This is a genomic window from Bacillus pretiosus (assembly GCF_051294775.1).
In the GTDB taxonomy this organism is placed as follows: domain Bacteria; phylum Bacillota; class Bacilli; order Bacillales; family Bacillaceae_G; genus Bacillus_A; species Bacillus_A wiedmannii.
The window spans coordinates 1-11,444 of the sequence record NZ_JBPPHF010000013.1 but is presented as its reverse complement, the minus strand read 5'-3'; the positions used below and the strand labels follow the sequence as shown (position 1 = coordinate 11,444).

At 32.2% G+C, this 11,444-nt stretch carries 14 protein-coding genes and 3 pseudogenes; 6 read left to right on the top strand and 11 right to left on the bottom strand.

Annotated elements, in window-relative coordinates; translation table 11 throughout:
* Positions 1-704: 704 nt before the first annotated feature.
* Complete coding sequence (locus tag ACSG5Z_RS29115) at positions 705-869, bottom strand: hypothetical protein (RefSeq protein ID WP_435712694.1); 165 nt, start codon at positions 867-869, stop codon at positions 705-707.
* Positions 870-1,407: 538 nt separating this feature from the next.
* Between ACSG5Z_RS29115 and ACSG5Z_RS29110 the strand changes: the two genes are divergently transcribed.
* On the top strand, positions 1,408-1,527 hold the full coding sequence (locus ACSG5Z_RS29110; protein ID WP_435712693.1) for an LPXTG cell wall anchor domain-containing protein: 120 nt from the start codon (positions 1,408-1,410) through the stop codon (positions 1,525-1,527).
* 301 nt (positions 1,528-1,828) lie between these two features.
* Here ACSG5Z_RS29110 and ACSG5Z_RS29105 read toward each other — a convergent pair whose 3' ends face one another.
* From ACSG5Z_RS29105 to ACSG5Z_RS29090, 4 genes are all read right to left on the bottom strand, one after another.
* Complete coding sequence (locus ACSG5Z_RS29105) at positions 1,829-2,137, bottom strand: hypothetical protein (protein WP_435712692.1); 309 nt, start codon at positions 2,135-2,137, stop codon at positions 1,829-1,831.
* 11 nt (positions 2,138-2,148) lie between these two features.
* Positions 2,149-3,462 (bottom strand): DUF3854 domain-containing protein, encoded by a 1,314-nt coding sequence (locus ACSG5Z_RS29100; protein ID WP_435712691.1) that lies wholly within the window; start codon positions 3,460-3,462, stop codon positions 2,149-2,151.
* Complete coding sequence (locus tag ACSG5Z_RS29095) at positions 3,452-5,227, bottom strand: LPD1 domain-containing protein (protein WP_435712690.1); 1,776 nt, start codon at positions 5,225-5,227, stop codon at positions 3,452-3,454. The genes ACSG5Z_RS29100 and ACSG5Z_RS29095 overlap by 11 nt, the downstream gene beginning before the upstream one ends.
* Before the next feature lie 112 nt (positions 5,228-5,339).
* Entirely contained in the window at positions 5,340-5,891 is a 552-nt protein-coding gene (locus ACSG5Z_RS29090) for a hypothetical protein (RefSeq protein ID WP_435712689.1), read from the bottom strand.
* A gap of 594 nt (positions 5,892-6,485) precedes the next feature.
* Here ACSG5Z_RS29090 and ACSG5Z_RS29085 point away from each other — a divergent pair.
* On the top strand, positions 6,486-6,683 hold the full coding sequence (locus tag ACSG5Z_RS29085; protein WP_435712688.1) for a hypothetical protein: 198 nt from the start codon (positions 6,486-6,488) through the stop codon (positions 6,681-6,683).
* Positions 6,684-6,701: 18 nt separating this feature from the next.
* Complete coding sequence (locus tag ACSG5Z_RS29080) at positions 6,702-6,923, top strand: hypothetical protein (protein ID WP_435712687.1); 222 nt, start codon at positions 6,702-6,704, stop codon at positions 6,921-6,923.
* A gap of 146 nt (positions 6,924-7,069) precedes the next feature.
* On the opposite strand, the gene ACSG5Z_RS29075 is transcribed toward ACSG5Z_RS29080, so the two are convergent.
* Together ACSG5Z_RS29075 and ACSG5Z_RS29070 are read right to left on the bottom strand one after the other, a co-directional pair.
* Positions 7,070-7,384: a hypothetical protein gene (locus tag ACSG5Z_RS29075; protein WP_435712686.1), complete on the bottom strand. Its 315-nt coding sequence runs from the start codon at positions 7,382-7,384 to the stop codon at positions 7,070-7,072.
* Between the two features lie 170 nt (positions 7,385-7,554).
* Positions 7,555-7,636, bottom strand: a pseudogene (locus tag ACSG5Z_RS29070) (recombinase family protein); the annotation flags it as partial.
* 200 nt (positions 7,637-7,836) lie between these two features.
* On the opposite strand from ACSG5Z_RS29070, the gene ACSG5Z_RS29065 reads away from it, so the two are divergent.
* On the top strand, positions 7,837-8,001 hold the full coding sequence (locus ACSG5Z_RS29065; protein ID WP_435712685.1) for a hypothetical protein: 165 nt from the start codon (positions 7,837-7,839) through the stop codon (positions 7,999-8,001).
* A 104-nt stretch (positions 8,002-8,105) separates the two neighbouring features.
* On the opposite strand, the gene ACSG5Z_RS29060 is transcribed toward ACSG5Z_RS29065, so the two are convergent.
* Entirely contained in the window at positions 8,106-8,309 is a 204-nt protein-coding gene (locus ACSG5Z_RS29060) for a hypothetical protein (RefSeq protein ID WP_435712684.1), read from the bottom strand.
* 269 nt (positions 8,310-8,578) lie between these two features.
* On the opposite strand from ACSG5Z_RS29060, the gene ACSG5Z_RS29055 reads away from it, so the two are divergent.
* On the top strand, positions 8,579-8,716 hold the full coding sequence (locus ACSG5Z_RS29055; protein ID WP_000376554.1) for a DUF3956 domain-containing protein: 138 nt from the start codon (positions 8,579-8,581) through the stop codon (positions 8,714-8,716).
* A 142-nt stretch (positions 8,717-8,858) separates the two neighbouring features.
* Here the strand turns inward: ACSG5Z_RS29055 and ACSG5Z_RS29050 are convergent.
* The 3 genes and pseudogenes from ACSG5Z_RS29050 to ACSG5Z_RS29040 form a co-directional block, all read right to left on the bottom strand.
* Positions 8,859-9,050 (bottom strand): annotated as a pseudogene (locus ACSG5Z_RS29050) (hypothetical protein).
* Between the two features lie 153 nt (positions 9,051-9,203).
* Positions 9,204-9,482: a hypothetical protein gene (locus ACSG5Z_RS29045; RefSeq protein ID WP_435712683.1), complete on the bottom strand. Its 279-nt coding sequence runs from the start codon at positions 9,480-9,482 to the stop codon at positions 9,204-9,206.
* A gap of 228 nt (positions 9,483-9,710) precedes the next feature.
* Positions 9,711-10,053 (bottom strand): annotated as a pseudogene (locus tag ACSG5Z_RS29040) (Holliday junction resolvase RecU); the annotation flags it as partial.
* A gap of 101 nt (positions 10,054-10,154) precedes the next feature.
* Here ACSG5Z_RS29040 and ACSG5Z_RS29035 point away from each other — a divergent pair.
* Complete coding sequence (locus ACSG5Z_RS29035; protein ID WP_026593040.1) at positions 10,155-10,319, top strand: hypothetical protein; 165 nt, start codon at positions 10,155-10,157, stop codon at positions 10,317-10,319.
* Positions 10,320-11,444 lie beyond the last annotated feature (1,125 nt).

The window sequence follows — 11,444 nt, the reverse complement described above, 5'->3', positions numbered from 1 at the left end:
GTGTAAGAATAATTATTTAACCAAACTTCACAACCCCAGCCTCCACAGCCTTTTACTACATCTGAAGCGTTTCCAAATTCGACAATTGTTGGTGAAACATACTTTTTCATAAATATTCCTCCTGTTTTTTCTTTTTATTCCATTTTTGTCCTGAACGATGATTATAATATAATATTACCCTTCCATATTCAAGGATAAATTTACATTTTAATCTATTTTCTTGATTTTTATTCCATTTTTGTCCTGAACATAAATTATAATATAACAATAACCTTCCATATTCAAGGATAAATTTACATTTTATTCCGATTTTTTTCGACATTTTTTTATTTTTATACAAATAAATTGTAATAATTTTCATAATACTAGTCTTTTAAACCTGTCAAAACACATCTCACTAAAACCAAATATCACCTTAGTAGTAAATGAAAAGAATTAAGCAACTAATAAATTATAAAATTATTAAAAGTAGAATAAGTGTAATTATACCAATATTTCAAACTCCCCTTAGGATACTAATTAATTGCTTCCCTCAATCAAATTTTAATTTTTATGTGGGGAAATATAAGTATGATTTTCCATATGGTTTTTAAAAGTCTTTACGTACTAAAATAATAAAAAATTATTCTTAATATAAAATAAAAGATACTTACTTTTTTCATAATGAAAAAAGTAAGTATCTTTTATTTTATATTAGATTCTAATTAGCATTCGCCTGATTCTCCATCAGTATAATCTGAACATCTATCACCAACCCATCTGTAGGAATGATTATGCATCCAAAGTTCACAACCCCAGCCTCCACAGCCTTTTATTAAATCTGAAGCATTTCCGAACTCGACAATTGTTGGTGAAATATACTTTTTCATAACTAACCTCCATATTAACTTTTTTTGGTTTAAAATACATATTTTTCATTCAGGACTTCCATTATAATACAAGAATATCATAAAATATTCAATGATTATATTACAGTAATTTCAATATTCCGATATTTTTAACATCAATTAGACTTATAATCTCGAATTAAATGTATAAACTGTTTAATTTTTGATTTCAAACTCTAGAACTCGGTATGAAGGTCATTATATTAAGCATAAAAAACCGAATAGTAGACTCTGAATAAAAAATAATTAATGAGGATTGACTACCATTTGACTTAACGTTCCAGTTATATCAAATATCTACTTATCTTTAATTTTAGAGTTTTATAAATGTCATTCTAGACTTTCTAAAGATATGCAAAATCACTTTTATTATTATGATTTTTAATTCATCTTTTTACCTAAAGCGTAATATAAATATACTAAGATTAATAGTGCAGACCAAGGCATTGGTTCGCACTACTATTTTTTATTAGGATTGTTTTTTTCCAGTTAGACATGGCTTATTAATATTTCTAGCATATTGGAAAGATTGAATAATGGGGGATCATCAAATAACCTAGTTTTATTTGCAATAGGAATATTATTGTTAGTTGTTTCAATATTTTTCAATAAGAAACGTATTAAAGTAAAACAAATATAAATTTTGCTTAGAATCTAATACCTTCTTCTCTAAGGAAAACAAGGGGTTATGATTAGTCGTCTACCTTTTTCTATATTATATAATTTTAGTTCTGCTTACTTGGTTTCTCTAAAGGTTAATCCATTAACTGGACAATCATTACAAAAAATGATTAAACTTTTATAAAATTGAAAATTAATTTAAAAAGTGAGAGATTCATTTTGACTAAAATTTATTCAAAATGAATCTTTTTAATTTGCTATAAAATGTATATTTATATTTTTTTTAATCAATCTTTATTTCATGGCAACACTTTTTTGTCTCAAACTTGAATCCCTATGTTTATTTTTATATCACTATTGAGAGTAGCTCGCAAATCTAAATAATGGTGATACAATTTTAAGAATGACAAAACTCTCTCTTTATTCTCTAACTGAGCCATAACTTCCATCATAGGATGTTTACTTATTCTATTAATTTCTAACAAATGCTTTACTTCTATATCTGTAATTTCTTCATAAAGAGATTCTCGTAATAAAACATTTAAAAACCTTTTTAGTAAATTCTCATTTCCTTCTAAACCAAGTGCATATTTGAATACAATATCAACACTCAAATCCACTAGTCTCATCATATTCCTCCTTATAACCTTTTAAATACAGGTTTAAAGCCCGCTTGCATAGCATCATCCAAACCTTTTCCTTGTGCTGGATTCCATGCAGCAATCGTCACATTATAGCCCTCTTTCTTTAATTCTGTCGCAAAAGCAATTAAGGCCGTTCTTACTTTCTCGTTCTCTACTAAATCTGCGTCAAATGCTAAATACACATTCTCTACACCCATGTCTTTTAATACAGGCATAGCAATTCGCCATGCATTTACACCTGGAATTGCAAGAACTGTTGTCCCTACGTTAGATATTTCTTCTTTATTTAACCTTTTGGGAATTAAATCAGCAATCAAGTCCGCTTTCATAGGCCCTTCTGTGATCATCACAGATTTTGTTTGATGCAGCGTACCAGATTTCCAATGTTTCAAATGTGAGCTTGGCACCGCTACATGTACAGGAAGTGGATTTTCACTACCTCCTGCACCAGTCCCTTGATTTTTGTTTGCTGAAGAGATCCATAAGTATTTTTGACCTTTATGTATCTTTACAACAACTTTTTCCCCGCTGATTATTAACTCTTTATTTTTTCCTATCTCTAGTTTTCCTTCATAGATACAATCACCGTTTTTCGTTATTTTCACAACATTAGGCTGTTGGACTAGTTCGGCTTGTATACCTGTAGGTCCAGATTTCACATGAACAGTGTTCTTTACTTCATCTACACGAACTTGCCAACCAACAATTTGATTATATTGGTTTCTGAACGGAATCATAATCCCTGGAAAACCTGCCATTAAACGAAGAGAAAGATGTCCTTTCTTCATCTCATAAAAGCCGGGTATTCCCTGCCAACAATCTTTTTCGCCCATTTGTTTAAATAACTTCTCCCAAATACTTGTATACGTATTGTCATCATTTAACTCAATTTGTTGCTTTAAGAAAGAACGATATTGACGTACCTGCACTTGTTCCTCAGTCATTTTTCTATCTTGAAGTAAATGTGTATGATGGTTCTCCTCTAATGGTATGAATTCAATTAAATTACGATTATATATATCTAATTCTTCATTACTACGCTTACTATGCCCCTTTACCACATCTACATCTGGTAATTGATACTGTTTCTTACCATTTAGATAATGGATATAACTTGGATTGCTTGAATTTTTACCGTATACCCATTTGCTTTCTACACGGGTACATGCTACTTTCTCCTGCGAAACATGCAGCATACAGTTTCCAATACCATTACAGATTGGGCATGGAACACGATAAAATTCCCACCAACTTCCTCTTGGATGTGCAGTTGTTAAACGAAATTGTCCTTTTTGTATGTTATAATTCATCTTTCCCCACTCCTTGTATACTATTTATTATATATGGAACAACTACTTCCATTAAACTCTTTATACTTCTATTTAGATGTTCCCTTTGTTCTCCTAACGGATATACAAAAGAATATGTATCACAAACTAAATAATCGTTTCTATGTTCTTGATCTAGCAAAGCTGATTCTACATATGCTTCAAATGCTCTAGCAAACATCTCATGATTTGTAGACCAATACTTTTTGGTTCTCTTCTTATCTAACTTAATGGCTGTATCAAAGTATACAGACCCTTTCACTTGATAGGATATTTCACCAAGTTTTTCGCCTGTTTTTTTAAAATGATATGCAGCTAACATTTGCGCGGTTTTCTCAAATTCTTTTTCAATTTTGCGCTCCATACGTGTCTTTGTTGCTCCTGATAAAGTATCAAGCTTCCTACACAAACTAGTATGATGTGATTCTAAAATATTTGAAACATTTCCTTTAAACACATCATAACTATCAATAACACCACCATAGAAATACCACTTTCGACTGTATGCATTTTCCACGTTGATTACTCTGGCTACTTTTCCTTGTTTACAAGCATCTAACACAGCTTGCACCTTTTCCTTGATCATAGCAGGCAAGATATTCCCGATACTCTTGCCAGTTGATAAGAAAGCAATGCTACCATTTTGAAAATCATGACTACAATCATTTAAGAAATGATCCAATGCATGTCCCCATTCATGACACAATGCACCAACTCCATTATCACGAGTTAAATTAATTACTTTGGTAGATGGTTCATAATGCGCTAATGCATTGCCGCTTCCTCTCGCGCCAATAGCAAGTCCTAAGCGTCCTCCTAATCCTATATACTCAGGTGGAATCCCCAATATACGAGACAAATCATATAACGCTTCAGATACATGCCCAATATGCTCTTTTGCATATTGTTCGGTGCAATAATGACCAAATTGCATTCCCTTTAATCCAAACATAGTAACTACGTCTTCAGGTTTGGTAGCAATTTTTACTCCTGGCCCTATTCTTTGCAAAGCATCTGGTAGTTTCCTACTCCAAGCGGCTGCGGATTTCTTACGAGTCGTAACCTTTTTCGTAAGTAAATCATTCCATGTTAATTCATGTGATACACGAAGGTACGTAGAATTAATACTTTTTGAACTTGTACAAAGTGATATGAATTTCTTCCCTAATATTAATAATTCCATACCATCTGCATCAACAAACTCATCAAAATATTCCTCTACCATTCTTTTGAATGTGAATGTTACATTCTTATTTTTTCTAAATGCAGACCAACCATTGCTCATTTCCATACCATAAGAAACAACAAGATCTACCCATTGTTCTGAGGTATGTACCGACTGTATATCATGCCATATTCTTCTACATGCTTGAACATATAGTTTCCTTGCAGTCGGTGTATCTACAATTGGTTTCTTATTAATTCTGCCCACTAGCAGTTGCTTTAACTTTGCAACACGTGGCGGGACATCATTTTCTTTTTCATGTTCAAAAGAGAATGGAATCAATGTGTTTCGATCCAATGCATTTAGCGCCTCTACTAGAGATTCTTTTTCAATTTCAGCTAAAATTTCTAAAGAAAATGATACTAAAAATGATTCTTTTAAAGCTCGTATCTCTTTCTTTGCTCCTACTAATTTCTCACCTACATCATAACTATATCGATTGCGAACTTGTTTATCTGTTCTCACATCTTGTACCATTATGTCTTCTCCTACCTCTAAACCAAAAAGTTCAAATAAATTCATACTAAAATCCTCCTGAATAAAATAAAAGACAGAAATTCATAGTCATTTTGCCCTACGGATTTCTGTCATTCCCTCTGTTTGTACACTTCCATATAGTTATGTAAATCACTCATTACGATACACTCACACCTGTTAAAGAGAATAGATCCTCTTTTGTCGGATTTAGTGCTTGTAACCAGCTATCTACCTCTAGGAAGTTTACTTTTTTTAATTGTTCGCCTTTTTCCGCACGCTTAACCACCTCTAAACATCCGTGCTGATGCACAATCATTACAAGATCATCTTTCTTGAAAATACAATCTACATCTGCAGAGTCTATATGATGGTTACGTAGAATTGACTTCCATTTCTTAAGTGAATACCCTTCTACATCTAAAAATCCACGGATAGCAGTAAAACGAAAATTCGTCCCTCTAAAACATCTTTCCAATAAAAAAAGGAAATCCCGTACACATCCATTAAAATGAACATGATACAAATAGAATTCCCCTGCTTGTTTTGCTGCTCGCTGTGACAAGTTTGATGGTTTAATGGAAAACTGATAACAATCTCGTTCCCAAAATGCTCCTTCTTTTGTAACTCTCATTCGTAATGCTCGTAAACTTGGAATAAGTTCATCTGGATGCGCAGAACAAAATAAAGATACTTCATAACTGATAATCATAAATAAATCCCCCTAAATAATAATTTTTGCCCAGTGTAATAATGGGTTCTACCAATCAAACAGACTTGAAAACAACACAAAAAGGGCTTCTTCAAGTCGATTAAAAATGTGCATAGCAAAAAAAGCTATATATACACTAATCGGCTCAAAGAAGCCCTTTCACAAATGAAACAAGACGCAACTTGTTTCTACAACTCAACCACAACACAAAAAAAGGTGTGGGAATAAACGGAATCAATTAAACAATAAATATAATTCCATATTAATGAATTCATACAAAAATTTCAATAATTTTATGTTTCCTTAAGATATCCTACTCATTTTTTAAAAACTCATATACTTTATCACTACCTTGGTTTCTTCATCAAATGATATAATTCCCTTCACAATAATATTTAATTTAGTATTGAAATTCCCAAAATCTCGTTGTATTATATTTTTGTATTTTCTCAGTTCCTAAGCCGAGAAAACATCATCACTTCTGAAAAGGGCCCGAACTCCAGCGGGTTCTTTTTTATTCCCATTCTTGTAAATCTAATTATTTAAATGTAAAATTATAAATAAGTTCTAATATTTTGAATCGAGGTGAAAATCATGAGAAGTTTTAGCTCATTAATGATCTCTACTGTCTGCTCCGTACTTCTTGTAATTTGGAATGCCTATGAATTCTATAACGGATTCACAACAGGGCGCACATACTACTGGATTAATGGCATCGGAGCTGTTATCTTCCTTCTATTCTTTATCCTCAACATGCGAGATTTCAAAAAGAAAAACTACAGAACCTCATAACAATAGGAGTTGATACATATGTGGAAAAAAATTAATAATTATAAGTTTCATCTAAAAGATTTGAAATTTATGACTTGGCTATTTCCAATTGTCGGTTTGTTATATGCCTATGAATTCTTCTCTGGGCTAATGTACCACCAGGAAGTTCGTTGGCTCAAATTAATATGCATGGCGATAATGATTATTGGATTTATGGATATTAGAAAGAAGCTTAAAAACAAAGACTATAGGGCGGCTTGAATCACCAAACACTCTTGAACTCATTTTCGAATCATTGTATTATATTTTCGGGTCTTACTTCATAAATCATTATCAAGAGAACCTGCAAAACCTCAGGTTCTTTTTTTAATAAAAAGCAGCTGATAGGCTACTTAAATTTCATCTTATCACCAAATAAAATGATATATATATTCTCCTGTTATACTTTCATCAACTCCTGCAACTCTAGCAAATCGCATTACGTCAGCACCCTGAAGGAAATACATTGTTAGCATAACTGGCACCCGTGACCACATAAATCGATAAAGCTCATTCACTCTTTGCCTAGTCGTAACAATTAAATCATTCGCAGGTCCATTAATCCAAGCAGAGGTTCTTACTGAAGTAAACGGAAGATCTTTCCCATTAACCACTATTCTCGCTATAGTATGTGTTATATCCACATCGATCCCCTCATTCCAAGAATCAAATCTGTTTTCCATATTTACATAAGTATTCAACGCTATAAAAAATGTTTAAAATGCTTCTTTATAAAATAAAAAAGCAGCGGATTCGCTACTTTAAAATCTACATAACTCCCTTTTTTTCGCTCTTTCATAAAGAACCGTGCGACTTACACCAGTAACTTCACTTTTCTCCTCAAATATATAATTACATTCATAATCATTTAACTGTTTGAGTTGTCTTGCTAAGTTTTGTTCCTGCGTAGATACGTGAGCATACCCAAGAATCATCTCATATCTCTCCTTCGTCCGTATAAGTTTCCGAAAATTAACTATAAGCCAATAATACCGTCGTTTTTTCCGCACACGTAAACAGGACGTTGTTAACTATCTGTATTTTTATGTGGAGAACGCCTTTTGAATTTGTATATAAACTTGTAAGGCCTAAAACCTTTAGCCCTTTCCCCTATATATAAAAGGAGGTTTTGAACATGAAATTTAAAAAGATAGAATTAGAAAATGGAACTAGGGTTTCAGAACGAGAATTCTACTTCACTGGATTAATCTTCGCTATCGCTGATTTAATCCGAGCTCTCCATGAAGCAGGAATTATTTTGCTTTTCTTTTTCGTTCGTTGTGTTCATTTGTTTTGTTAGATGTTCAATCAAATTGAAACTGTACCCTTCGGGTTAATGAGTACTAATAAAAACATAATAAAAAAAGAGTGCGATTAAGATATGCACTCTTTCAAAAGGCTTTATCATTCTCGACGATCATCATGATTATGCTCACGATCGCGGTCATGATTGCGTCTACGACGACACTCATCACAATCACAGTCGCGTCTACAATGACAGTCGTTAAAATCGTTTCTTCTACGTCTACGACCGCATCCGCAAAATACTAAATCATCCCAAAAGCTATTACAATCCCGAGAATGTCCAAAATTATTATTCCATCCCATAGATATGATTCCCTCCTCTAAAAATAGAATTCATCATATTCTATGATTAAAAGGTAGAAATAGTTTGTTTGCTAGTCTATGTTTTGTATTTTAGATTAATAATTTTTCAATTTGCAAGTCTATCTCACTTCTCTATTTTCAATCGTTGTGTTCGTTTGTTTTGTTTAAATGGGCTAATCTATCAATTTTATTAAATCAATTAATCTAACTATTACATATTAATGTTAAATTCATATACTATAGTAGATTGCTAGAAAGGAAGCGTAACCATGGATAGTTGCGTTGTGTTTGTAAATGGACAACCTTTTTTAGTTCTCTCAGTAGCTGGTATTGAAATTGCTAGATTAGAGATTTCTCTTCAAGTAGCATTAGCTCTAAGAGTGCTTGGAATACCAATCTGCGATTAATTACCACATCCAAAAAAGAGGGCATTAGCTCCCTTTTTTATTTCCCCCTTATCTTTCCTTAACAACAAACAAGACGCCGCCCAGATCGCGGCAGCACCTACAATAAGTGCTATAAACTTAATCAAACTTATTTACCCTCACATTATTTATTTCTTTGCTTCCATACCCCGTTCTCTTTATGATAAGTATTCTTGCTGTTCATGAAGTCAGCTGTATTACCCGGAATGCTAAATTTCTTATTCTTTTTTTTAGCCTTCTTCTTCAGCCTTTTCTCTTCTTGAATAGCTTATAAATCCGCCTTCCATTGTTTCAACAAATCCTTTTCACGCCGCATCGAATTTGTACCCCTTGGATTAAAATGTGAACCAAATAATTAGATTCTACCTATTTATATAGATATCCTTTAATCTAAATGTCCATTTTTTTCAAATTCACGTTTAATGTGTAATTTCTATACAACAAAGAAAAAAGCACCCGTATTGGATGCTTAATGTATACTAATATTAATATTGAATAGTTTTATTGATAGACTTTCAAGAACAATAAATATACTAGCTGAAACTGATCTATATCCGATATTCTTTCCTGTAACATTAATAGTAATCTCCGCCAAATGGGTTGGTACATCACCTTTTTCAAAAATTTTATCTTCAACCTTTTCAACTATTGCTATATTATCCACTTCTTTAAAAGTTTTTAGCAATTTTGTTTCTAATAAAGTAAAATCAAAATTTTCATCTTTAACCACATCAAATATAATCTTCACTTTTCTTTCCCCATTTTCAACTAGTTAACATTTTAACATCTATTTAATTATATATTATACTATTAATTAATTCAAAAAATATGTTTTACAGAACCCCTCATAGTTAACCTATCTAATAGAGAGAAATAAAAAAGGAAGAAGTTCCTCTTTCAATTTCAAGATTACCCTCAACCTTCTCGTTTATACTCCGTAAAGCTAGCTCAATACTTCGGCCATCTAATGAGCTTGTAAGATAATGATACGGCGATTTAAACTAAATTCAATTAGGAAGAAACAAATCGCTCCCATCTTTTCTGCTTTCTCCAGGTAATCTAATTGTTGCTGTGCAATGTTCTTTAAATCAAATCGTGTAGGATTCTTTGTAGATTTTGCTTCAAATGCGATAGCTCATCCCTTATACACACCGCCATAATCTACTGTACTTTTCAGCTTCATAGAATCCTACTCAGCACACGGACACTTTTGCAGGAGTCAGATGCTTGTTTATTAGCGCCACTCCGCCTCGTTGATACATTTCATTTACTAGATTGATAAGCATTTCAAATGCCATTCCGCGGTTTCCGATTCCCATTGTTATTCCTCGCTTTCTATTAAAAGGATTATGTTATTAAGTTTCTATAAAATGGTTATTAATATATAATTAAACTATTCAAATCTAAGGTGGTGATGCAAATGACTGAAACAATCCGAATTGCTCTTTTCACTCTTGTAGGAATAAGTGCCATATTTTCTGTAATTAAAGAATTTCAAAAACCAGAAAAAAGAAAGTTTTGGATTACATTCGAAACTTTAATTCTGATCGGGGCAGCCTGGATGTTAATAGGACTTCTCGTGTAACCTACATAATTAGTACCCCCTTTGAATAAAACTCAATACTCCGTCAATAATGTAAATGACATTAGATTTTCTCCTTGCTCCCCTTGGAGAACCGAGCGGTTAGCATTTGCTAGCTGCTCTTTTTAGGTTCGCTGGAATAAAACTTAATATTTTGTCAATAATATAGATAGGCGATGGCCATAACTCATTTAATGAAGTCCCTAACCTTTCTCCTTTCCCCCTGTTGGAGAACCAGCCGAGCAGTTAGTTTTTGCTAGCTGCTCTTTTATTTATGAAAAAAGATAAAACTCTTTATAATGACTCTTCTTTATTTCTCAATATAAAGGGCCTTGGATTTTCGTTAACAATCTTGTGTTATATGAACAAAGAGTAAGGTAAGAGTTACTCTTTGCCATTTTAGGAAAGGGCCTGTTGGAGACAACGGGCCTTTTTACATATAGAGATAGTTTTATTTAATTTTTCACCATTAACCACAAAACATCTTATAATTGTTATATAATAAATTAAACAATGTATTAGGAGTAGATCAAATGCCAGTTACACTAGAACTTTCTCTTTTCATTCTTCTAGCAATTTGTGCTGTTGGCTATTTAGTAAAAGAATTTCAAAAAACGAGGAAAAGAACACTTGGAATTTTACTAGAATTCTTGGTTCTATTCTGGTCAATATGGAGAATATCGACTATCATAATCTAATTTATAAAATATGAATTCCTTCGAATAAAAATCAATGTTATGTCCATAATGTTGATAGGCTGTATGCCAAAATCCATTTAGTTTTCTCTGTATCTCCTTGTATTGAGCAGTTAGTTTTTGCTAGCTGCTCTTTGTTTGTAAAAAACGAACTCAATTGATTGCACGCACATATAATATTCTGTGTTCCTTTCTTTATAAATTGAAATAGTCATTACAAAATGAATCTCGTCACGAGAGCACTTAATAAAGTGCTCTTTTTTGATTATAAACTAAAATAAAATGAAATTTTCATTATAAATAATTAACTTTCAACGTTACTCAATTGTAAATATACATACAATACTATTTATCCATAAAGGGGCGTCTTTATATGAATCCATATCAAAGAATATCTTTAATAATGGTTATTTTAGTACCACTTCTTTTCTTA

Coding starts and splice junctions, on each gene's coding strand:
- ACSG5Z_RS29100 (WP_435712691.1), bottom strand. CDS start 3,462: ATGAATTATAACATACAAAAAGGACAATTTCGTTTAACAACTGCACAT.
- ACSG5Z_RS29075 (WP_435712686.1), bottom strand. CDS start 7,384: ATGGAAAACAGATTTGATTCTTGGAATGAGGGGATCGATGTGGATATA.
- ACSG5Z_RS29055 (WP_000376554.1), top strand. CDS start 8,579: ATGGATAGTTGCGTTGTGTTTGTAAATGGACAACCTTTTTTAGTTCTC.
- ACSG5Z_RS29060 (WP_435712684.1), bottom strand. CDS start 8,309: ATGGGATGGAATAATAATTTTGGACATTCTCGGGATTGTAATAGCTTT.
- ACSG5Z_RS29085 (WP_435712688.1), top strand. CDS start 6,486: ATGAGAAGTTTTAGCTCATTAATGATCTCTACTGTCTGCTCCGTACTT.
- ACSG5Z_RS29065 (WP_435712685.1), top strand. CDS start 7,837: ATGAAATTTAAAAAGATAGAATTAGAAAATGGAACTAGGGTTTCAGAA.
- ACSG5Z_RS29090 (WP_435712689.1), bottom strand. CDS start 5,891: ATGATTATCAGTTATGAAGTATCTTTATTTTGTTCTGCGCATCCAGAT.
- ACSG5Z_RS29095 (WP_435712690.1), bottom strand. CDS start 5,227: ATGAATTTATTTGAACTTTTTGGTTTAGAGGTAGGAGAAGACATAATG.
- ACSG5Z_RS29105 (WP_435712692.1), bottom strand. CDS start 2,137: ATGAGACTAGTGGATTTGAGTGTTGATATTGTATTCAAATATGCACTT.
- ACSG5Z_RS29115 (WP_435712694.1), bottom strand. CDS start 869: ATGAAAAAGTATATTTCACCAACAATTGTCGAGTTCGGAAATGCTTCA.
- ACSG5Z_RS29080 (WP_435712687.1), top strand. CDS start 6,702: ATGTGGAAAAAAATTAATAATTATAAGTTTCATCTAAAAGATTTGAAA.
- ACSG5Z_RS29035 (WP_026593040.1), top strand. CDS start 10,155: ATGACTGAAACAATCCGAATTGCTCTTTTCACTCTTGTAGGAATAAGT.